The sequence below is a fragment of the Ruegeria sp. I1 genome, from assembly GCF_056532675.1.
This window is the reverse complement of sequence record NZ_JBQFNM010000002.1, coordinates 400,189-422,593: the sequence shown is the minus strand read 5'-3', so window position 1 is coordinate 422,593 and position 22,405 is coordinate 400,189. Positions and strand designations below refer to the sequence as shown.

The window sequence follows — 22,405 nt, the reverse complement described above, 5'->3', positions numbered from 1 at the left end:
ATTTTTCGCAACGGCCCGGGTGTGTTTGGCTTAGTTGGTCAACCAGCCGATCACAGTGTCTTCGTTGTCAGACACCCATTGGCGCGCGAAATCTGCCGCTTCGACGTTATCCACGGCCAGCGCCTTGCCCATCGCGCTCAGGTCATCGCCCTGCATCTGATAGTTGGCAAACAGAGCCGCAACCTCGGGATATGCCTCTTCCAGTTCCTTGGCATAGTGCAGGTGCAGGGTCGCACCATTCCAAGCCGAGGACGCCTCAGACTTAGCCAGCCAATCGGGATCATCCGTGGGCTGCACGATGGTCCAGGTTGCCGGATCATGCGGCGGCTCTTCCAGAACGGTCAGCTCTTGCGTCACAAAGATATAGTGCGGGCTGTAGCAGAAGCCGATCCAGGGATCGCCCGCCTTGGTGGCGTTGGCCAAGTTGGCATAGGCGATGGTCTCTTCATACTCAGTCAAGTCGAAGATCTGGTCGTAGCCATACGATTTTGCACGAATTTTCTCGACCACGGTTGAGGCCCAGCCAGGCGCACCAATCCACACTTCTGGGGTTCCGTTCCCATCAGTGTCAAAAATGGCCATTTTGTCCGGATCGCTCAGATCATCGATTGATTTGATGTCATGCTGTTCGGCAATATAGGTTGGGACACACATGCCTTGTTCGGCCTGAACCGGGTTTTGGTTCATAACGACCGTGCCGTTATCTTTTACGTAAGTGTCATGCAGGTTTTGCTGGTTTGGCATCCAAACCTCGGGGTGGACATGCATGGACCCACTGTCCATCGCCTCAAACACGATCGGGTTCGTTCCATTCTGAAGCTCGACATCCAGCCCCAGGTTTTCTTCGATCACAACCTCAAGGATATGCGCCGTTGCGTTGACCGAGGCCCAGTTTGGAACGCCGATCACAATGTCGGCCGCAAATGCGGGCAAAGCGACCACTGCAGATGCGCCACCCAGTAGCATCGAAAATTTGTTCATCAGGTCTCTCCATGTTGGACATGTAGCGCGCAGTCTTCCAGGGCGTCCCGGCGCGCGCGCTTATTCTATTGACAACATGTGCGTTCTCAGATTGTTAGCGTTTGATTGTGAGCAAAACACATGTTCCAAAAGACAAACATGCGAAGCTATCACGCTTCAAGGTCGACATAGCCGGAATCGGTAAGATTCTACTTTATCCAAACAGACCTATGATTTTTCCGAAATACATGTAGGACTTCGCCCGACGAACGGGCAAGGCACCTGTTCGGTGCCAGCAATACCCGCCTAGCAGCACCCGCACTTGCATGCAGCGACATAGCTGTCGCAGTGGTTCGGCAAGACAGCAACAGCAACCAAAACAGGGCGCGAGATACAGCCATCCGCACTGACCCGGGCATATGCCACCTCGCATCGATCGACATCCAGATGTCTTTCCTTGTTCTTGTCGCCTCGCCCCGCCGCCGCGGATCCAGAGCCACCGTTTTTGTGGAAGGCAGCGCAATCGACATTGACCACCAACTGCACCACGTTTTCTTCGCAGGGGCCCAATTCGAACTTTGTGTCAGACAGGGCGGCCGTCCACCCCAGATCGTGCCCACTGGCGGTGGTGAAACTGCTCAGCGATAGCGTCACCTCGCGCGTGCGGCGTGTATCATTGGCGAAAGTCAGAGAAATCACCCGGCGTTCCGAACAGCGGGCTTCGATCAGCACATCACCTTCACAGATGCAGCAATCGCAACAACTGTCATAAGACTTGGTATCGCATTCGCAACCGCAGCCTTTCCCCATAGGAACGCCCGAATACCGGCCATCCGGCGCCCGATAGTATCCCTGCGTGTAGGCCTGAAGCTGAACATATCCTTCCCGCAAATTGCCTAAGTAGTCGTCCAAATCCATCATGCGCATACCCTGCGTCTTATAACAGTACCCGTAAAAGACTTCGGGCTTTTTGCCGTACCCGTCGGAATGTCGTGTCATCGTCCTTTGCATGGTCTTGCCTCCTTGTAACGGGCAGAGCGTTCAAACCGCCAAGATGTGTACGGTCACTGTTTCTGACGAAACCCGGATCATCGCCGTGGCATCGACGCCTTTTGGAATGGTGCCCGGTATCGAGAATTCCCAGATTTGTGAGACCGTCTCTCCCGCGCCAACGGTCGCAGCATCGTTCTTGACCTTCAGCGGCGTGAAACTTTCCAACTCGGCATCATAGCTCAACGACATCGCGCGCATCGCGTCGTCTAATGTCCGGTCCGTATCGCGCAGCTTCTTGAGCATCTCGCGCTGCGCCCGACAATGCAGCAGGTCCAGATCCAATTGGATCGCGCCGATTGCGGGGACATCGATCGGAACGTTGCCGTGATTTCGGAACACCATCAGTTTTTTGATCTTGGCCCCCGGCTTGCCGACCAAAAACACCTCATCCGGTGTGATTTCGAAATCGACAACCTCGGTGACGATCACCTCGACTGGATGGTCTGTGCCATCAACCGGCAGGGACATCTTATAGACCCCCGGCGGGGTTGATGGGTTAAGCGCTGCAGTGACCGGAATAGTTTTAGTGGCACCAGCACGCAGTTTGACCCGTGGCAAATCTGCTGAGAGCAGTGGCTGGGCCCTCGCGCCTCGCGTCTTGGGCTTAACCTCTATCAGCTTCAAATCCCGCAGGGCTTTGCGTTCGGCACCTGTATTCGCCAGAGCTAAGGTACCATGCAGCGCGCTGGGTGCGCCTACCAGAACAAGCGGCTCTAGAAGTGAGACATCTGGGGTCTTTTTCTTTGCAGCCGTCGCCATCTTGCATCCCTATTTGATGTGGATTTTCACGCCGCCCGAAGATGGGTTCGGTTTGGCCGCAGCTGCGCCACCCGAAGGGGCCGCGCTTTGCGCCGGCAGTTGTACCGAGGGGCGGAAGGGCAGTTCTTCGTAGACCTGTTTGCTTTCGCCGCTATAGGTCACGCCGTAATACTCGACGCCCATATAGGTCACGCCGATATGGTGATGATAGGGCTGCCGGATGATGCCGGTTGGAAGCTTACCGTAGTTGACAGTCGTGCACAGATCCAACGCTACGGGTTTCAGATCAACCGATAGAGGCTTGATCTCAAGCGTCAGGTCGGTGGTGTTTTCGCTGACAATCGGCTCCGAGATTTTCAGGTCCTGAATGCTCTCCGTCTTAATCGGATCGCCACCTTCCAGCTTCGTCTCGGTCTTAATCGGGCGTTGCCCGCCATTCAGCGTGAGACCGATATCGTCCAGACCATTGATTGTGACATCCGCGTCTGTGTCAGAGTCGATGTTAATAGGTCCGTTGTTGACGTTTACGGTGCTTCTGCCACCGCCACCTTTGCCGCCGCCTGGCATAGTCACCTCCAAATCCATTCTGGTGCGGGCTGCACCTGAGTAAGCGTTTGGCACGAAAACTGTGCAAAAAGTATCGCTAGGGTAGCATATTTTACCCGCCAATTCACGCCAGAACCTGGGTGGAACAGGGCGGGCCACGCCAAAACGCTGATTTCATGCTATGATTGGGCCAGATCAGTGGTTGGGTGCGCGCCGCGCATGTGGGTATCACCAGAGGTGACAGATGCTGTGAGTGTAGAAATCGCATTGACTCCGCAGAACCCTACCCATGCCGGGCTGTCGGGTCGGTTGGTCTGCTTCCCGCATGCAGGCGCCGCGGCTGAGCGCTTTCACGACTGGATGAGCGGATTTGCGCCGGTTCTGGATGTGCGGGCTGTCACCCTGCCGGGACATGGGCGGCTTTTGGATCAATCGCCCGTGGAGAGTTGGCCGGACCTGATCAAGTCGATTGTTGCCGAGATTCAGCCTTTGACAGACCGGTCATTTGCCATCTTCGGTCATAGTTTTGGGGCTCTGCTGGCCTATGAAGTTGCCCATGTTTTGGCGGCCAAGGGACATGCGCCCAACCTGCTGATCGTAGCAGGCCCTGCCCCGCAGATGGCACGGCGTGATCGCAATGTATCCGGATTGCCTCGGTCCGCGTTTCTGGCTGAGATTGAAGCCATAAATGGCACGCCGCCCGAAGTGCTAGCCAATACCGATCTGATGGACCGCATGCTACCCGCCTTGCGCGCTGATTTTGCGCTGCTCGAAACCTATGAGGCTGACCACGTCAGCAAGCATCCTCCGCTGCCCTGCCCAATCCTTGCGATCGGCTCGGACAATGACCCACAGGTGCCATTCCACAGCATTCTGGGTTGGCGACACCGCACGCGCAGCCGTTTTGAATGCCGCCTGTTTGCAGGTGATCATTTCTTTCCTTTTACCAACCCGGATTTCGCCGACACCCTTTTCGACTACGTTGATGATGCCCTGAATGAACACTCAAAGGACCTCTATCGCGCCGGATGAGGCGTCGATTGCCATTATCGGCATGCAGGGCCGCTTTCCCGGCGCGGCCAGTGTCGATGAGTTATGGCAGAACCTGCTGACGGGGCACGAGGCGGTCACGACTCTGACACCCGAGCAAATGGAAGGCGCGCAGGTTCCGAAAGAGCTGCACGAGCTGTCGAATTACGTCAACAAAGCCACCCTGCTGGAGGACGTCGATAAGTTCGACGCCGAATTCTTCGGGTTCAGCCCCCGTGACGCGGAACTGACCGACCCGCAGCACCGCCTGTTTCTGGAATGCGCTTGGCATGCGCTTGAGGATGCGGGCTATGTGCCCGATCGCTACAAAGGCGATATCGGTGTCTTCGGGGGCTGTGAACTGTCGGGCTATTTGTACCTTATCAACCGCAACATTGACCGCCTGGGTTTTCTGGACGGCATGCAGTTGATGATCACCAATGACAAGGACTACATGGCCACTCAGGTGGCTTACAAGCTGAACCTGACCGGTCCAGCGATCACGGTTCAAACCTCCTGCTCGACCTCGCTGGTTGCAACTTGTCTGGCCTGCCAGAGCCTGCTGGAGGAAAGCTGCGACATTGCGCTGGCTGGGGGTGTCACGGTCAAGGTTCCGCAGCGGCGCGGCTACCTGTTCGCCGCAGGTGGCATCCTGTCCCCGGACGGTCAGTGCCGCCCCTTCGATGCGGCGGCTCAGGGCACGATTGTTGGCAGCGGCGTGGGTCTGGTTGTCCTCAAAAGGCTGGATAAGGCGCTGCGCGATGGCGACCGCATTCGCGCCGTGATCCGGGGGTTCGGCCACAACAACGACGGGTCCAACAAGGTCAGCTATGCCGCGCCCAGCGCCGAAGGTCAGGCGCGCGCGATTGAGACCGCGTTCGAGATGGCGGGAATCCCGCCCCGCTCGGTCGGCTATATCGAAGCGCATGGAACCGCGACCATGCTGGGCGACCCGATCGAGGTCGCGGCACTATCGCGCGTATTCCGCAAATCGACCGAGGATACGCAGTTCTGCGCCATCGGTTCCGTCAAAGCCAATGTGGGCCACCTGAGTTGCGCCGCAGGCGTCACGGGGCTGATCAAGGCCGCCCTAGTAACCGAGACCGGCACAATTCCCCCGAACCCTCATTTTAACGTGCCCGCCCCGGGCATCGACTTCCCCACCAGCCCGTTCTACGTCAACCGTGACGCGACTAACGTGACGGCAAGTGACGGTCCGCGACGCGCCGGTGTCAGTTCATTCGGTGTTGGTGGGACCAACGCGCATATCCTGCTGGAAGAACCTCCCGAACCGGCTCCATCCAGGCCGGGGCGCGCGCAGCATCTGATCGTTATGTCCGCCCGCAATGAGGCTGCGCTGGACCGGTTGGCCCTTTCCCATGCACGTCGTGTTATGACTGCCACGCCGTCTGAACTGGCCGACATTGCTTTCACAACAAAAACCTCCCGCACGCTTTTTACGCATCGGCGTTACGTGCGCGTAGACGCCGACAACCCCGCAGGCAGCGCGTTGGCCTTGCTGGCGCATAACAGCGACAAGGTGCGCACCATAGAAGCCAGTGGCGAGGATAGGCCCGTCATTTTCATGTTCTCGGGCCAAGGTGCCCAATATCCGGATATGGGCTGGGGTCTCTATCGATCAGAGCCCGTCTTCCGCAAGGCCTTTGACCGGTGCTGCCGCGCCTTTCGGGATGGCAGCGGGTTAGACCTGAAACCGATAGTTTTTCCCAAGAAAGTGGATCGTGAACGCGCGGCTGAGAAGCTCAAACAGACGCAGTTCACACAGCCCGCACTGTTTGCTGTCGAATATGCCTTGGCGCAGCTGTGGATGTCGTGGGGCGTACGACCCAGAGCCATGATCGGGCATAGCATTGGCGAATATGTTGCGGCCGCGATGGCGGGAGTGATGACACTTAAGGACGCCGCAAAACTGGTGGCGCAGCGCGGGGCGCTCATGGCCTCATGTAAGCCGGGCTCGATGCTCGCCGTTCCGAAAGAGGAAGCCTATCTGCGCCCGCTGCTGCCGGATGACATCGCGATCGCCGCTGTGAACGCCACAGGAATGACAGTTGTGGCCGGACCAAGCCCGGCAATCAAACGGCTGGCAAAGCGGCTGGAAAACCAGAAGATCAAAGCCACGCTTCTGCGCACCTCGCACGCCTTCCATTCGGCGATGATGGATCCAATTTTGGACGACTTCATTAGTGCATTTCAGGGCATTCGCCTGCGCGCACCGCAGATCGACATCTATTCGAACCTCACCGGCACCGTCCTGACCAAAACCGCCGCAACCGATCCCGCTTATTGGGCGATGCATCTGCGCAGCGCGGTGCGGTTTGCCGATTGCGTCAAAGCTGGGCTGGATCTGCCCGATGCGATTTTCCTTGAAGTCGGCCCCGGTCGATCGCTTACCAATCTTGCCGGGCTGCAATTGAGTGGGAGCGGTTCGGTCGCCCTGCCCTCAATAGACAGCAAGTCTGGCCCGCAGGTTGAGGCTGATTTGGCGACCGATACGCTGGGCCAGCTTTGGGCGCATGGGGCTGAGATCGATTGGCATCGATACTATGCCGAGGAGGTGAGACGCAAAGTCCCGGTGCCCCTCTACCCGTTTGAGCGGGACAGCTATTGGGTCGGCGGCGCGGAAGATCCCAGCGTGGACGCCGCAGCATCACGCAAGGCGATGGTCGATTGGGGCTACGTACCAAAGTGGAAAAACGCTCCGATTAGGGACATCGAAGACCTGCCCGCAAACGCGCGCGTTCTGATTTTGAGCGACAAGAGCCCAGCAGCCCGAGTTTTGCAAAAAACGCTTAGGGACAAGGGCATCGCAGCTACCACCATCACGGCCTCATCACGGTTCATGCACCGCAAGGATGGCGCATTCTCGGTCGATCCAACAGTTTCAGAGCATTTCACCCGTCTCGCCAGCGCGCTGCGGGACGATAACAACCCTATTTCGCACATCGTTTACCTGTGGCCTCTCGCGCTTGAGGACGCCGAGGCCAACGTGGTTGCGATGCAGAATGCGGCCATGGCTGTCACCAAAGCCAGTGGGCTTGCCAAGCTTCGGATGATTTCGGTGACTGCGCAGGCGCAGCCCGGACGGTCCGACAAGACGATGGGGGTGGAAAGCTCGGCCACCCTTGCGCTGGCGAAGGTGTTGGGACAGGAGGTTCCCTCGCTGCGCGTCACCTCGGTCGACATCGCGGAAAGCGATCGAAGTAAGCCCTCAGCGGACCACTTTGCAGGCTGGCTTATAAACGAGCTGCAAGCGCAACAGTTCGTTCCTTCGGTTGCTTACATCAAAGGGAAACGGCATCGCCTCAGTTATCAGGCGCAACCACTGGAACCGGTCGAAACCTCCACTTTGTTCAAGCCCGGTGGCGTCTACGTCATAACTGGCGGTTTAGGCAATATCGGGCTGGCGATGGCTGATATGTTGGCGGAGCGCTACAAGGCCAAGCTGGTACTTCTGTCTCGCTCGGGTGCGCCTGCAAAACCCGACTGGAAGGCGCTGGCCGCCGGTCCCAATGAGTTCGATAAAACGGCGATGCTGGCACGCAGGTTGCTGGATTTGGATCGAAAGACAGATCTCTTGGTTCTGAAGACCGACGTCTGTGACGCAAACGCCCTGCAAGTGGCGATGTCGAAAGCCACCAAAGCCTTCGGCCCCATAGACGGCATCTTCCATATGGCTGGAAATGTGGGTAGCGGGTTTGGCAAACTCAGCGACCTGACGACCGAAGACCTAAACAGCCATATCGCCCCAAAGATCAACGGTGCCCGCGCACTTGCACATGTCTTGCAGGACCATACCCCGGATTTTGTCCTGCTGGGCTCATCCCTGTCGGCTGTTCTGGGCGGGTTGAACCTTGGCTACTACGCGGTGGCAAACCAGATGCTGGACACATTTGCCGCGTCGCAGCCGACACCAACGCGCTGGATCAGCGTGAACTGGGATCAATGGGCCTTTGCCGATCAGACGCATGGGGAAGATGCGATCTCTCCCGCAGATGGGGTTGAGGCGCTGAACCGCCTATCCGCGTTGGATACCGATCAGATCGCCATATCGACCACACCGCTGAACACTAGGCTTGCGGAATGGGTCGAATTCACCGCCACCCCCAAAGCCACGGAAGCCACACCAACAGGCCACAGCCGCCCCAACCTGAGCAATCCGTTCGAAGCACCGAAAACGGACATGGAAACCATCCTTGCCGGGATTTGGGAAGACCTGCTGGGCCTGTCCCCGGTTGGCATAAACGACAAGTTTTTTGAGCTGGGCGGGCATTCCCTGCTGGCCATTGAAATGACCATGCGGATCGAAGAGAGGTTTGGCTACAACCCCGAGGTTGGCCAGATCTTCGACACTCCGACCATTGCGGGGCTAGCCCCGATTATCGAGGCCAATATGGGGGCATCCACTGTTGAAACGGTCAAAGCTGAGGTTGAACCACCACCGCCGCCAGAGCCCGACCTGAACCTAGAGGGCACGAAGAAGAGCTTTCAGGACATGTATGATGGTGTCACCAAGCAGCTGGACAGCTCAGGCTTCGGAACCTTCGCGCATTTTCTGAACTATGGCTACACACCGAACGGAGCGCCCGAGGCGTCTGATGTTCCCCTGAGCGATAAGATGATGAACCGGAATTCGGTCAAACTGGCGCTTGAGGTCATTGGTGCCCACCCCATTGATGGGTCGTCGGTTCTGGATGTGGGCTGCGGGCGCGGCGGCACTGCCCGCACGTTGGTTGAGTTCTTCGATCCCGCCGCTGTCACCGGGTTGGACCTGTCCGGCGCGGCAATCGAGTTTTGCCGCAAGACGCATACAGATCCGCGTTTGAATTTTGTTCAGGGTGATGCAGAAAACCTGCCCTTCGATGATGGGCAATTCGACGCGGTAACCAATATCGAAAGCTCACACACCTACCCCGCGATACAGCGCTTCTATGCCTCGGTCATGCGGGTCCTCAAACCCGGCGGGGCGTTTCTGTACACCGACCTTTTACCTTTGGGAAAGCTGAACCAATGTCTCGAACTGTTGAAGGACCTAGGTTTTAAGCTCGAAGACGAGCGTGATATCACGCAGAACGTGCTGCTGTCTTGCGATGAAATCGCGGCCTCGCGTCTGGGCGCGTTCGGAGGCGATCAGGAGATGAGCAATTTCCTGGCAACCCCTGGATCAGCGGTCTACGAATCCATGAAATCCGGTGAATGGAGCTATCGGATATGGCGCTTGAAACGCCCGATCAACTGATATCAATTTCCAGCGTTATTAATTGATTACGCGCCTGTCCTAATCCAACGATGACCAGCGCCGTCGAATAGCAATGCCCGGCGCGGTACAGATCAGCATCGACAGGCACCATCACCTTGACCAGTTGTTTCTGCCCCGGCGCCAGATTGATCAGGTCCGGGATCACATCGATCATGGCCCCTTCTATCGCAACGCCATCTTCATCCAGAACCGGCGTGGTCGACACACGCGGGCTGACGCTAACCGCCGTGCTGTTCTCGACCTCGAAACTGGCTGAAAGCGTGCTGCCAGCAGGCCCGGATAATGTGATTGCGGCGGCTTGCGGGGTGGTTGCCCCTTCGGCTGCATATCCGTTCACGCCACGACTGTTGAGAAACTGAAACAGCTCATCCGTATAGCGCTTCGACAGAACCTGAGCTGATGCTGCATAACGGATCGCAAGCTGCAGACCCTCCTGCGCGATCTCGGCCCCCCGCGTCTCGGTGAACTCTTTGTACAGATCGGCCATTTCCGGCACATAGCCCTGTTCAGTCAGGTGCTGATACTGGGTCCCAGCATCCGTGTATTGTTGCGTGAAGGCCGTGTAGATGGACTGCAACTGGCGATAGCTTTCCTCCATCGCGGCCTGCAATTCGGCCTGCTTGCCCAGGCCATGGGGCGTACCTTGCCCGCCCGTAGAGCTGGCCCTGTTGTCATATACCTCCTGGACTGGTTCAACGGGTTCTGGCTGCGGCTTTGGCGTTGCTGGTTTCGCCTTGGGGCGCGCGCGTTTTGCGGGTTGTTTGCGGGTTGCCTTAGCCATCTCAGCCCCTTTTGTGCTGCGGTTTCGCTTCGGTCACTGTTGCGGACAGCTTACACCAAACTCTTGAATTTCGCCAATTTCGCTTCGCTTTCCCGGCGAATTGCGGCCTGATACCAAGTGCCCAGCAAGGCGATATACCCCGCCAAATTGGTCGATGTCACAGCACCCGCCGCATTCATTGGTCCGTGCAAGCCCCGTTCAACGGCAAGCCTGCCATACAGGTCGATTACCTGATGAATCATAGTGGGTGCAGCATAGGCCAGCGACAAGTGCTCAGGCTCCCAGACCGTATTGAAATATAATACCGCCCCCAGATCGTCGGCAAAAGCCATAAGCTCTGCCAGTTCCTGCCAGTTCACCGTCATGATGCAGGCCGAAATGCCGAATGGGCGGTCATGGTACTGCGAATATTCGGCCAGCCAGCGGGTGTTCTTAATCACTTCATCAAAATCCGCGTTGCGACGGATCGAGCAATAGGTTTCACGCCGGACAGAGTCGAGAGATATGCCAATATGCACATTGCCCCGCTCAAGCACAGACAGGGCCTGATCCGGCAGCAGACTTGCATTGGTCTGAATGGTAATCTCGCACTCTGGGTTCAGGGCGATCAACCTCTCCCAAATTTGATAATAGAGCCGCATCACAAAGGGCTCGCCCCCATAGAAGGTTGTGCCTTCAAGATGCGGAATAAAATCTTCTAATTCCTCAACAAATTCGCCCCCATAGGCCTGCGGCATCGCCGGGCGCAGCTCGCGGTAGCGCCGGATACGCGAAGACAGTTCCCCGTTGCACATGATGCATTCCAGATTGCACGCATTGTGGAGCTCGAATGAAAACGAGGTTGGGTGATCGGGATCAACGCTCCAGCGATCGAAATGCTGTGCGACGACAGCGCCATAGTTCCCGGTTTCAATCTGCGACCCGCACCCATTGCACCCGCCGCCCAGATCACCCTGCGCCACGCGCTGGCACAGAGTTTGCCTTGGACGCCCTTGCCAGATTTCGCGGATGGATTGATCCGGATATCGGCCCAGCGGTTCACGATTATAGCAACAGCTTGAAACCTTGCCTTCGGTCCCAAAATACAGGCTGGTCGACGGGCTGTAGCATAACAAAGGCCGGGGTCCGGCGCGGCGCTGTTGGTTGTAGTGATAGTTCTGAACTGGGTTAATCATGGCCCCACCAAAACATCTCTTGCGCCTGATCTTATCACATCCCACGTCTCTGTTGGCTAAAAACCGCCATCCAGCGCAGTTTGGCCGGGCACCTCGGATGCGGGGGTTCTGCGGCCAGCATCCATCCACCCAGTGAAACCAACCTCATTCCATGCTATGCTAAGTTTTTTATGGAATTTTCTCGCAAGGGGGCGCCCTCGTGTCCGAACGTCGCGTAGAACTACATTACTTTTCGATCGTCGCGCTGCCGATTTGCGTGTTTCTGGTCCATGAGTTTGTCCAGACTCACATGCTGCCAAAAGACCTGGACCTGTCTGTTGGCATTCTGATCGCAGATCAGGATTGGTTGGAAACCGTTGGCCGGTACCGGTTCCTTGCCGCGTCATGGTTCTTTGTCGCGCTGGCTATTCTTCCGGTCGCGGTATTGGTACGCAACCTCAGGAGACCGATGGAGCGTGCTACCAGACTGGCCGCAATTCTGACGGTTATCACGGTTTTCTGCCTTGCGATGATCCCGGTCATTCAGCAGCATATGACCGGCACGCCACCGCAGATTTATGGGCAAGTCGGCAAAGAGTTATTTGAGATGGCCCTGTCCAAAGGCACGTTGCCGGGCTGCGATGGCCCTGATGATCTTTGGGCCCTGGGCACCTGTGGAGATATCCCCGTCTTCTCGCTTTTTCGGCGGGTGATGGATATTGTCACCGCACTGGCCGGTCTGGCCATAGGCGCGCTGATTGCTGGGATGATCTTGTGCCTGTCATTTGGCGGCGGTGACGATCTCGAAGATACGGCCGCCAGCCTGGCCCGCAGCATCCGCCAAATGAAGCAACAGCTGTATCTGTCCAGTCTGATCCTGACCTTTGGGATGTTCTTTGCGTCAAGTTGGATGTACTGGCCCTTACCCGTCATTGCAGAGGCCGAAAAGGCCGCATTCAGCTCTTTGGTCACAGCATCGGCTTTGTTCACCGGAACCTATTTCTGTCTGCTGATGCTCAGCTTCTATCTGCCGGTGGCACTGATCCTGGATGGTCGGGTGACACAATTGGCCATTGCGGCCCGGCAGGTAGACGACACAGAGGACGACTTCGATGTCGATGACTGGCGATCCACACACGGTCTGTCAGATGGGCCCGGCGATTTCATGCGTGCGGGCATCGCGCTGGCCGCGCCCATTCTTGCGGCTTTTGCAGGGGGGATCTCACCCCTAAGCCTGTAAGGTTTCAAAGCGTACTGAGCGGTTGACCCAAAGTCCTACAGGCTGCAGGCTTCGAAAGCCGACGCTCGACGCCACTACCAATCAGGATATCCGCAAACTATGAAATTGCTTCGCTACGGCCCAAAGGGCTCAGAAAAACCGGGGATGCTGGATGACGACGGTGCCATTCGGGACCTATCTGCCATGGTCGATGGCATCACGGGTGAGATGCTGGACAAAGCCTCCCTCGACCGGCTGCGTGCGCTTGACGTATCAACTCTGCCCGTTGTTACCGGCAATCCGCGCATTGGGGCCTGCGTCGGCCAGGTTGGAAAATTCATCTGCATCGGCCTGAACTATGCCGATCACGCGGCGGAAAGCGGGATGGATTTGCCCGCCGAACCGGTGATCTTTTTCAAAGCGACCTCGGCCATCTCAGGGCCCAATGACTCGGTCGAGATCCCACGCGGGTCGACCAAAACCGATTGGGAAGTCGAATTGGGCGTCGTCATCGGCAAAGAAGCCAAGTATGTCTCGGAGGCTGATGCATTAGACTATGTTGCCGGATATTGCGTGGTCAACGACGTGTCCGAACGTGATTTTCAGCTACACCGCTCGGGCCAATGGACCAAAGGCAAATCAGCCGACACCTTTGGCCCCATTGGCCCGTGGCTGGTCACCCGGGATGAGGTTCCAGACCCACAAAACCTGTCGATCTATCTTAAGGTGAACGGCCATCGATATCAGGATGGTTCAACCCGAACGATGCATTTTGGCGTGGCGGCGGTGGTATCTCACCTGTCTCAGTTCATGTCGCTGCAACCGGGTGACGTGATTTCAACCGGCACCCCCCCCGGTGTTGGCATGGGGCAAAATCCTCCCGTCTACCTGAAACCCGGAGACATCCTTGAACTTGGTGTCGAAGGCTTAGGCGTTCAACGACAGATGGTGGTGGCGGGCTGAGGCGCCATTGATCTTAGTAGATACACAGCTGCGAACGCCGCGGGTGTTAATCTGTGGTTTACCACAAGTCTCCTAAAACATGACTAATAAATACCATATTTACTATGAAGGGTTTAGCTCAAGACAGTGATGTTCAAAGGTTTGCTTGTTATGGATGGTTCGACGCTTGGCGATCCCGCTCTGGTCCAGTTTTCAGGTGTTTTGAAATGGTTTGCTGCCAAACACGGATACGGATTTGTCACCTGCGACGAGACTGGCAAAGATGCACTGCTCCATCAGAACACGCTCAACGAGTTTGGCCAAACATCCATAGCACCCGGATGCGAAATCAAGGCGCTTGCGCGCCGCACATCCAAGGGCACACAAATCGTCGAGATCCTTGAGCTGCAGGCTGAACCGGTGCCAGATTTTTTGCCTGACGGAACCAGCGAACGGGAAGGTAGAACTTACCTGCCCGCACGCGTCAAATGGTTCTGCGAGAAAAAGCAATACGGGTTCGTAAATGTGTTTGATGATCCCCGCGATTGTTTTCTACACTTGAACACTCTGGCAAAAACAGGACTTGGGATGGTGAATGTCGGCGAAGCGCTTGGCGTGGAACTGGATGACGGCCCAGACGGCAGAGTTGTTGTCTCTGTCAAATCCTGGAGCTAGTCAGCACACCAAAACAAACAGTCGTCGCGCTGGCTGTCGCGAATCCTAGTTACCTAGAATGTAGTGAACGTCCTTGTCATTGCAATCATTGTGCGACGATGGGAAAGGTGCTTCGACACAGCGAGCACAGTTGTATCCGGTGGAGGCAAAACTCGCTTCATTTTACGCTTCCCTCAAACTGATAAACTCAGGGCCATGCGGAGTTCACGCAGCTTCAACTCTCGGCTCAGGTCGCGTGACCTGAAGTCGCAATAGTTGCCAGAACCGTTCTTGGAGTGATTGGATTGCAAAGGCCAAGTGGCGGGGAGACAGGGATTCGAACCCTGGGAACGCTCTCACGTTCAACGGTTTTCAAGACCGCCGCATTCGACCACTCTGCCACCTCCCCGTCGGAGGCCCGGTCTAAGCCCAACTGAGATCAGAGGCAAGCCGAAATCGGGAAATCTTGCTCAAGCCTGCGCAGCAGCCTTTCCTTGGACCTTCAGCCACGTTATGATCTGGCCTTAAGATCGCAGCAGACTGGCGCTTAGAACCGGTCATTCGGCGGGGCTGGAAAAAAACGAAGCCCTTTCAGGCAAGGGAACAAGAGATGAAGCGAGCGACACAGACACGCGCAAATCCGCGAGGACTGGCTGTACTAGCTGTGACTTTGACAGTTTTGTCCGGGTGTGACGACGTTCTTCAATCTCAGGACGGATCAACGAAGCCCAGGAGCGACAGCGCGGACAATTCGACAATCGAACTCGTACCTCAGGTCACCAACAGCTCGCAGCGCGACGTTGAGGCACCGGATGTGTTTTCGGTAACCGAAGCTGGGCTTTGGGATGGGCGGCCTTCGCTGGGCGGCATCTGGGTGGCGCATCCTGATGTTAACCAACCAGAACGCGTTTTGATCAAGAACACCGCGAACAACAAAAGCGTCACTGGCGCCCTGTTCCGGCGTCAGGCGAACTTGCCGGGGCCTGCCTTGCAGGTTTCCTCTGCCGCGGCGGAAAAACTGGGAATGCTGGCCGGTGCGCCGACGCGGGTCAGCGTTGTAGCCCTGCGCAGGGAAGAACCTAAAGAAGAACCACCCGCTGAGGAACAGACGCCCGAGGCCGAAGCTCCGAAAGAAGAAACCGAAGTTGCAGCCGCTGCGCCTGAAACAGAAACCGAGGCTGCTGCACCGGAAAAGCCGGCCAAGCGCAAGTGGTGGCAAAAGAAAGAACCGGCTGCTGCCGCGGGCGCAGCGGGCGCTGCTGCAGCGGCGGCTAGCTCGGCCAGTGAAGAGGCTGCGGAAGCTGGGGTAGACAGCGCCTCAGCCGCTGGCGCCGCCGCACCGGGCCTTTCAGACGCCCCTGTAGAAGCCCCGGCTGATAAGCCCGCCAAACGCAAATGGTGGCAGAAAAAGCAACCCGAAGAGATAACAGCCACACCGCTGGACCCGATCGAAGGGGCAGCCGCCGCGATTGACGCGGCCGAGGCCACTCCGGCAGCGGCCGCAGCTGCCGCCCCTGCTGCATCGAACTTGACAAAGCCCTATGTTCAGATCGGCACGTTTAGTGTTGAAGCCAATGCAAACACAGCCGCAGAAAAAATCCGTAAGAATGGTATGGCTGCCGAGGTCCGTGCGCTTGAGGCTGAAGACAAAACCGTCTGGCGCGTTCTAGTCGGCCCTGCCGCTACACGCGCTGATCGCAAGGCGATTCAGACCGATGTCAAAGACCTAGGCTTTACCGACGCATTCACCGTGTCCAACTGATAACAGGAGGCGCCTCGTGCTATCCGCAATTCGCACATCCGTATTTACCCTCGGGATGGCTGTCCTGGCCCTGCCCGCACACGCGTTTGATACCACGGCGCGTGCCGCCTATGTGATCGATCAGTCAACCGGAACTGTACTTCTGTCGAAAGACGCTGATCAACCGCTGCCGCCCGCGTCGATGTCGAAACTCATGACGCTCTATGTCGCGTTCGAGGCGCTGCGCGATGGGCGTTTGACTTTGCAGGAAACTCTGCCCGTATCTGAACACGCGATGAGCTATGGCGGCTCGACCATGTTCCTGAACACACAAGATCGCGTGACGGTCGAGGACCTGTTGCGCGGTATCATCGTTCTGTCGGGCAATGATGCCTGTGTAGTGATCGCCGAAGCGCTGAGCCCCGATGGGACCGAGGCGGGATTTGCCCGTTACATGACCCAACGCGGCAAACAGATGGGCATGGACAATTCCAACTTTGCCAATTCAAACGGCTGGCCCGCCGCAGGGCATATGATGTCGGTGCATGATCTGGCGGTTCTTGCGGATCGCCTGATCAGCGACTTCCCGGAATACTACCCGCTATTTGCAGAAGAAGAATTCGAATTCGACGGGCGCGCACCGTCGAACAAACGCAACCGGAACCCTCTGCTGCGGCTGGACATCGGGGCCGATGGGCTCAAAACCGGCCACACACAAGAAGCGGGATACGGTCTGGTCGGATCGGCCAAACAAGGCGACCGCCGGGTAATCTTTGTCCTCACCGGTCTCGATAGCACCGCGCAGCGGGCAGAGGAGGCTGAGGCCGTGGTTAACTGGTCGTTTCGAAATTTTGTCGAGAGGACAGTTGCCACCGAAGAAACGCCGATAGCCGAAGCCAAACTGTGGATGGGTGAGAAGAAGACCGTTGGACTGATGCCCGAGGGTGATCTGAACGTGTTGTTCCCGGTTTTGGGCACTCAGAACGTTCAGGCAGAGGTCGTTTATGACGGCCCGATCAACGCCCCTGTTGCCAAGGGTGATCAACTGGCGGAACTGGTCATCAAACCCGAAGGCCTGCCCGAAATTCGCCGCCCGCTGGTTGCAGCCGAAGATGTGCCTCTGGGTGGTTTCATGGTGCGCATGATGACCGTGGGCGGTATTGTTCTGAAAGACGTGATCAATAACCCGCTGGAGTCGATGTGACGAAACGTGGGTTATTCCTGACCTTTGAAGGCATTGACGGATCAGGTAAATCAACTCAGGCCCGGATGTTGGCCGAGTTTCTGCGCGAGATGGGCCACCAGGTTATTCTGACGCGCGAACCTGGGGGATCGCCCGGAGCTGAGGAAATCCGCAGGCTGGTGCTGGAAGGCGACCCGGATCGTTGGTCGGCTGAAACCGAAATTCTGCTGTTCACCGCCGCCCGCCGCGACCACCTGGAACGCACCATCGAACCAGCGCTGGCCGATGGCAAGGTGGTGATTTGCGACCGTTTTGCCGATAGCACCCGCATGTATCAGGGCCTCTCGCGCGGTGATCTGAGGGGCATTGTCGACCAGTTACACAGTCTCATGATAGGGCGCGAACCCGACATGACCCTGCTGGTCGATATGGACCCGGAAACCGGCCTGTCCCGCGCCAAAGGCCGCCAGGGCACCGAGGAACGGTTTGAAGATTTTGGCCCTGCCTTGCAAAAACAGATGCGCGCCGGGTTTCTGGCTTTGGCCGACGAGTTTTCCGACCGGTTCCGCGTCGTCGATGGCAATCGCGACATGGACAGCGTCGCACAGGATGTGAGAGACATCGTCCAGGCAGCTTTGCGATAGACGATGAGCGACGACACCCCAACCCCAGATCAGGCGCCCGGCGCGCCGCATCCGCGTGAAACCTTGTGCCTTTTCGGACAAGACGCGGCGGAACAGGCGTTTCTAACTGCCTATACCTCGGACCGGTTGCACCACGGCTGGCTTCTGACCGGCCAGCGCGGGGTTGGGAAGGCCACTCTGGCGTGGCGGATTGCGCGGTTTCTTCTGGCAACGCCTCCGGCTGAGGACGGTGGGTTATTCGGCGCACCTCCACCCCCTGAAACACTGGATATTGATCCGGACCATCCGGTCTCGCATCGTATCATGGTGGGGGCAGAGCCCGGTTTGGCGGCGATCACACGCTCGCTGAACGATCAAGGGCGGTTGCGCGGTGAGATTGTTGTGGATGACATCCGAAAGCTGGGCAAGTTCTTCGGCCTGTCCTCGGCAGATGGCGGGCGGCGCGTGGTCATTGTCGACTCTGCTGATGAGATGAATGTCAGCGCCGCAAATGCTCTGTTGAAGATGCTTGAGGAGCCACCCGCGCGAACCACGCTTCTGCTGATCTCGCACCAGCCTTCGCGCCTGTTGCCGACGATAAGGTCGCGCTGCCGAACCTTACGCCTGTCACCGCTGAGACCTGAAGACATGCAGGCCGCCTTGGCGCAGACCGGGGCGGAACCGCCATCGCAGGCGGATCATCTGGCCGCACTGGCCGCGGGATCGGTCGGCGATGCGGTGCGTCTGATCAACCTCGGCGGATTGGACCTCTATACAGAACTGATCGCTATTCTGGGCACGCTGCCCCGCATGGATCGCCAACGCGCTTTGAAGCTGGCCGAAACCGCCGCCCAGCGCGGCGCGGCCGAGCGGTTCGAACTGTTATTGACTCTGATCGACATCGCCCTGTCCCGCCTGACTCTGACCGGGGCAACCGGGGCGCCGCCCGCGCCTGAAGCTGCCCCAAACGAAGCCGCAACGCTCGCGCACCTGTCTGCGTCACCCGATCAGGCCCGCCGCTGGGCCGAGGTTGCCGCGACGATTACAGCCCGCGCACGTCATGGTCAGGCCGTTAACCTTGACCCTGCCGCTTTGGTTCTAGATACGGTTTTCAAGATACAGGAAACCGCCGGTCAGAGCAGATGAGCGATACGCCCGAAATCACCGATAGCCATTGCCATCTGGACTTCCCCGATTTCGAAGGGCAGCTGGACCAGATCATCGCCAACGCCGCCGATGCAGGCGTAACCCGGATGATCACGATCTGTACCCGCCTGCGCAATGAACCCAACGTCCGCGCCATAGCCGAGGCCCACGTGCCGGTCTTTTACGCCGCAGGCACTCATCCGATGAGCGCGGCGGATGAGCCGATGGCAAAAGTTGACGAACTGGTCGCGCTTGCACAGCACCCGAAATTCGTAGGCATCGGTGAATCCGGACTGGATTACCACTACACCGCCGACAGTGCCGAGGTGCAGAAACAATCGCTGCGCATCCATATCGAGGCCGCGCAGCGCACGGGCCTACCGCTGATCATCCACGCCCGCGCCGCCGATGATGACATGGCCCGCATCCTGACTGAGGAATACCGCAACGCGCCCTATTCCTGCGTCATGCACTGCTTTTCATCCTCAGCCGAACTGGCCCGCGCCGCTTTGGATTTGGGGTTCTACCTGTCCATGTCCGGCATCGTTGCCTTCCCCAAAAGCCAGGAGCTGCGCGACATCTTTGCTGCAGCCCCTGTCGATCGCATTCTGGTGGAAACCGACGCGCCTTATCTGGCCCCACCACCCTATCGCGGCAAGCGCAACGAACCCGCGTATACCGCGCATACAGCCCGCAAAGGGGCCGAGGTGTTCGGCATGGATTACGCCGCATTCGCCGCACAAACTCAGTTGAACTTTGACCGCCTATTTTCCAAGGTCGGCCAGTTTAAGGCCGCTGCATGAACTTGCTGCGTTGCACCATTCTGGGCTGCGGATCTTCGGGCGGCGTGCCACGCCTGGGCGGACAATGGGGCGATTGCGACCCTGCGAACCCGCGCAACATCCGCCGCCGCTGCTCTCTGCTGGTGGAACGGGACGGGCCGGATGGCACCACATCGGTTCTGATTGACACCACGCCGGATATGCGCAGCCAGTTGCTGGACACGGGAACCGGGCGATTGGACGGGGTCGTCTATACCCACTCGCACGCGGATCACATGCATGGGATCGACGATCTGAGAATGATCGTCTTCAACATGCGAACCCGCGTTCCAGTCTGGGCCGATGGTGATACGCAAAACGCCCTGCTGGGTCGGTTTGGGTATGCGTTCATCCAGCCCGAAGGCTCACCCTATCCGCCGATCCTCGATCTGAAATCCATTGATGGCGCGTTCGAAATCGACGGTCCCGGCGGCCCGATCCCGTTTGAGCCATTCAAGGTGAACCACGGTTCGATCGACTCGCTGGGCTTCCGGATGGGTAACCTCGCCTACCTACCGGATGTCGCGGAAATCTATAACGACGCATGGCCAAAGATGGAGGGGCTGGATTGCCTTATCATCGACGCCCTGCGCCGGTCACCTCACCCCACCCATGCGCATCTCGAAAAGACACTGGGTTGGATCGAGCGGCTTGGCCCGAAACGCGCGGTTCTGACCAATATGCATATCGATCTGGATTATGCGACGGTCGAGGCCGAGACACCTGACAATATCACCCCCGCCTATGACGGGATGGTGATCGAACAGGCGCTGTAAGCCGCTGCTCTGCGCGAGCCAGATATCGTCAAGCCGCGGGGCGATATGCTTCAAAGCCTGATCGACGTCATCCTTCCGGTCTTTCTGGTCATCGGCGCAGGCTATGCAGCAACACGGTCTGGCTATTTCAAAGAAATTCATGTCGACGGTTTGATGAAATTTACGCAGGGGTTTGCCATCCCCTGCCTGCTATTTCTAGCCATTGCGCATCTGGACCTCAGCGCCAGTTTCGATCCGCGCCTGCTGATCAGCTTCTACTCTGCCGCTGCCCTGTGCTTTACCGCAGGGCTGTTCGGCGCGCGGCTGGTCTTTGGGCGCGATTGGGAGGATTGCGTTGCCATCGGCTTCTGCTGCCTGTTCTCGAATTCGGTCCTGTTGGGCCTGCCCATCACGGAACGCGCCTACGGGCCTGACAATCTGACTGGCAATTACGCCATCATCGCCTTCCACTCGCCCTTTTGTTACGGCGTCGGCATCACGGTGATGGAGATTGTTCGAAATCGCGGTCATGGCGGCATACGCATGGCGCGGTCGGTTTTGTCTGCGATGTTCAAGAATGCCCTGATTCTGGGTATCGCGCTTGGGTTTGTCGTGAACCTGTCGGGTATTGTCATACCTCGGGTGGTCGATGAGGCCCTTGGCCTTGTGACCCGTGCGGCCTTGCCCGGCGCCTTGTTTGCGCTGGGGGGCGTGCTGGTTAAGTACAAACCCGAGGGCGATTTAAGGACGATTGCTTACGTTTGTTGCATTTCCCTTATGCTGCATCCTAGTCTGGTTTGGATCTTTGGCGCGTCCACAGGCCTGCCACAGGACCTGTTTCGCTCGGGCGTGTTAAACGCAGCGATGGCGCCGGGTTTTAATGCCTATATCTTTGCCAATATGTATGGCCGGGCCAAGCGGGTCGCCGCGTCATCTGTACTGATCGGAACTGCAGCGTCCATCATAACCGTCTGGCTTTGGCTGACCCTTTTGGGATAATCCCCGCCTTGACTTACACGTCCGGCGCGACACCTATCGGGCAAACAGAAGGAACCACATATGCCGCAGGCCATTATCGTTGCCCATGGTCAACCCTCGGACCCGGATCCGGCAGAGGCGTCTCTTGCCCGATTTGCGGCTCAGGTCGATGCTCTGACCCAGACTGTCTCGGTGCATTCGGCCACCTTGGCAGCCCCTGGCCGGCTTGAGGCGGTGATGGACGAACTGCCATCTGATGCGGTGATCTATCCTTTGTTCATGGCCAAAGGCTGGTTTGTGACCAGTGTCTTGCCCAAACGCGTCGGCAACCGTGGGCTTCGGATTCTGGACCCGCTTGGCGTCGATCCTGAGTTGCCAACTTTGGTGTGCACCGCCCTGCGCGAGGCTTTGACGTCAAAGGACTGGGTCACCGAAGATACAGATCTGGTGATCGCCGCCCATGGATCTGGGCGCAGCCGCAATCCATCCGCTGTGACATTGGAGTTCGCCGAAAATTTGGGCGGGCTGCTGCCTTTCAGGACCCTGAAAGCCGGGTTTGTTGAAGAACCCCCATCCATCGCAGATGCGGCAAGCGGTGCCGGTGCGCAGTCTCTTTGTCTGCCCTTTTTCGCCTGCACCGGAGGCCATGTGCTGGAAGATGTCCCACAGGAGCTGGATCGCGCAGGATTTCAAGGCGCAACCCTGCCGGTGGTCGGAGAGCTTCCACCCATTCAACGCCAGATCGCCCGCAAGCTCGAAGCGGTCTTTGCAGCAGCGTAGCAC

Annotated in this window: 19 protein-coding genes and 1 tRNA gene; 13 read left to right on the top strand and 7 right to left on the bottom strand. The window is 57.9% G+C overall.

From position 1 onward, the window contains the following. Positions 1-30: 30 nt before the first annotated feature. The 4 genes from ACR0DH_RS05915 to ACR0DH_RS05900 all read right to left on the bottom strand — a co-directional run bounded on the left by ACR0DH_RS05915 (position 31) and on the right by ACR0DH_RS05900 (position 3,339). Complete coding sequence (locus tag ACR0DH_RS05915) at positions 31-981, bottom strand: ABC transporter substrate-binding protein (protein WP_170532402.1); 951 nt, start codon at positions 979-981, stop codon at positions 31-33. A 285-nt stretch (positions 982-1,266) separates the two neighbouring features. Beyond that, positions 1,267-1,971 (bottom strand): hypothetical protein, encoded by a 705-nt coding sequence (locus tag ACR0DH_RS05910; RefSeq protein WP_480547802.1) that lies wholly within the window; start codon positions 1,969-1,971, stop codon positions 1,267-1,269. Between the two features lie 30 nt (positions 1,972-2,001). Beyond that, positions 2,002-2,772: a COG1470 family protein gene (locus ACR0DH_RS05905; RefSeq protein ID WP_480547801.1), complete on the bottom strand. Its 771-nt coding sequence runs from the start codon at positions 2,770-2,772 to the stop codon at positions 2,002-2,004. 9 nt (positions 2,773-2,781) lie between these two features. Continuing rightward, entirely contained in the window at positions 2,782-3,339 is a 558-nt protein-coding gene (locus ACR0DH_RS05900; protein ID WP_480547800.1) for a hypothetical protein, read from the bottom strand. A 228-nt stretch (positions 3,340-3,567) separates the two neighbouring features. Here ACR0DH_RS05900 and ACR0DH_RS05895 point away from each other — a divergent pair, with 228 nt between their 5' ends. Together ACR0DH_RS05895 and ACR0DH_RS05890 are read left to right on the top strand one after the other, a co-directional pair. Beyond that, on the top strand, positions 3,568-4,350 hold the full coding sequence (locus ACR0DH_RS05895) for a thioesterase II family protein (RefSeq protein WP_480540897.1): 783 nt from the start codon (positions 3,568-3,570) through the stop codon (positions 4,348-4,350). Then, positions 4,316-9,604 carry a beta-ketoacyl synthase N-terminal-like domain-containing protein gene (locus ACR0DH_RS05890; protein WP_480547799.1) on the top strand — a complete coding sequence of 1,763 codons (5,289 nt, stop codon included), beginning with the start codon at positions 4,316-4,318 and terminating at the stop codon, positions 9,602-9,604. Before ACR0DH_RS05895 ends, ACR0DH_RS05890 begins: the two co-directional genes overlap by 35 nt. Here ACR0DH_RS05890 and ACR0DH_RS05885 read toward each other — a convergent pair. After that, a complete protein-coding gene (locus tag ACR0DH_RS05885; RefSeq protein WP_480547798.1) occupies positions 9,597-10,406 on the bottom strand; it encodes a hypothetical protein in 810 nt (269 codons plus the stop codon). The two genes, ACR0DH_RS05890 and ACR0DH_RS05885, sit on opposite strands and share 8 nt — an antisense overlap. Before the next feature lie 50 nt (positions 10,407-10,456). Further along, complete coding sequence (locus ACR0DH_RS05880) at positions 10,457-11,581, bottom strand: radical SAM protein (RefSeq protein WP_480547797.1); 1,125 nt, start codon at positions 11,579-11,581, stop codon at positions 10,457-10,459. Between the two features lie 199 nt (positions 11,582-11,780). Between ACR0DH_RS05880 and ACR0DH_RS05875 the strand changes: the two genes are divergently transcribed. The 3 genes from ACR0DH_RS05875 (at position 11,781) to ACR0DH_RS05865 (ending at position 14,396) form a co-directional block, all read left to right on the top strand. Further along, positions 11,781-12,800 carry a hypothetical protein gene (locus ACR0DH_RS05875; RefSeq protein WP_480547796.1) on the top strand — a complete coding sequence of 340 codons (1,020 nt, stop codon included), beginning with the start codon at positions 11,781-11,783 and terminating at the stop codon, positions 12,798-12,800. A gap of 99 nt (positions 12,801-12,899) precedes the next feature. Then, positions 12,900-13,742: a fumarylacetoacetate hydrolase family protein gene (locus ACR0DH_RS05870; protein WP_480547795.1), complete on the top strand. Its 843-nt coding sequence runs from the start codon at positions 12,900-12,902 to the stop codon at positions 13,740-13,742. A 150-nt stretch (positions 13,743-13,892) separates the two neighbouring features. Then, positions 13,893-14,396, top strand: coding sequence for a cold shock domain-containing protein (locus tag ACR0DH_RS05865; RefSeq protein ID WP_480827624.1), 504 nt, complete (start codon positions 13,893-13,895; stop codon positions 14,394-14,396). Positions 14,397-14,694: 298 nt separating this feature from the next. On the opposite strand, the gene ACR0DH_RS05860 is transcribed toward ACR0DH_RS05865, so the two are convergent. Further along, a tRNA-Ser gene (locus ACR0DH_RS05860) sits at positions 14,695-14,784 on the bottom strand. Between the two features lie 201 nt (positions 14,785-14,985). On the opposite strand from ACR0DH_RS05860, the gene ACR0DH_RS05855 reads away from it, so the two are divergent. Genes ACR0DH_RS05855 through ACR0DH_RS05820 form a run of 8 tightly spaced genes read left to right on the top strand, consistent with a single transcriptional unit; the run spans position 14,986 to position 22,402 of the window. Next, on the top strand, positions 14,986-16,137 hold the full coding sequence (locus tag ACR0DH_RS05855; RefSeq protein ID WP_480547793.1) for an SPOR domain-containing protein: 1,152 nt from the start codon (positions 14,986-14,988) through the stop codon (positions 16,135-16,137). Positions 16,138-16,192: 55 nt separating this feature from the next. After that, positions 16,193-17,320: a D-alanyl-D-alanine carboxypeptidase family protein gene (locus ACR0DH_RS05850; protein WP_480547918.1), complete on the top strand. Its 1,128-nt coding sequence runs from the start codon at positions 16,193-16,195 to the stop codon at positions 17,318-17,320. Further along, the gene (gene tmk / locus ACR0DH_RS05845) at positions 17,317-17,943 is read left to right on the top strand and encodes a dTMP kinase (RefSeq protein WP_480547792.1); all 627 of its coding nucleotides are present in this window, start codon (positions 17,317-17,319) and stop codon (positions 17,941-17,943) included. The genes ACR0DH_RS05850 and tmk overlap by 4 nt, the downstream gene beginning before the upstream one ends. Positions 17,944-17,946: 3 nt before the next feature. Beyond that, the gene (locus ACR0DH_RS05840) at positions 17,947-19,068 is read left to right on the top strand and encodes a DNA polymerase III subunit delta' (protein ID WP_480547791.1); all 1,122 of its coding nucleotides are present in this window, start codon (positions 17,947-17,949) and stop codon (positions 19,066-19,068) included. Then, entirely contained in the window at positions 19,065-19,871 is an 807-nt protein-coding gene (locus tag ACR0DH_RS05835) for a TatD family hydrolase (protein ID WP_480547790.1), read from the top strand. The genes ACR0DH_RS05840 and ACR0DH_RS05835 overlap by 4 nt, the downstream gene beginning before the upstream one ends. Continuing rightward, positions 19,868-20,665, top strand: coding sequence for an MBL fold metallo-hydrolase (locus tag ACR0DH_RS05830; RefSeq protein ID WP_480547789.1), 798 nt, complete (start codon positions 19,868-19,870; stop codon positions 20,663-20,665). Before ACR0DH_RS05835 ends, ACR0DH_RS05830 begins: the two co-directional genes overlap by 4 nt. A gap of 45 nt (positions 20,666-20,710) precedes the next feature. Then, complete coding sequence (locus tag ACR0DH_RS05825) at positions 20,711-21,643, top strand: AEC family transporter (protein WP_480540874.1); 933 nt, start codon at positions 20,711-20,713, stop codon at positions 21,641-21,643. Positions 21,644-21,703: 60 nt separating this feature from the next. After that, the gene (locus ACR0DH_RS05820) at positions 21,704-22,402 is read left to right on the top strand and encodes a CbiX/SirB N-terminal domain-containing protein (RefSeq protein ID WP_480547788.1); all 699 of its coding nucleotides are present in this window, start codon (positions 21,704-21,706) and stop codon (positions 22,400-22,402) included. Positions 22,403-22,405: the final 3 nt, after the last annotated feature.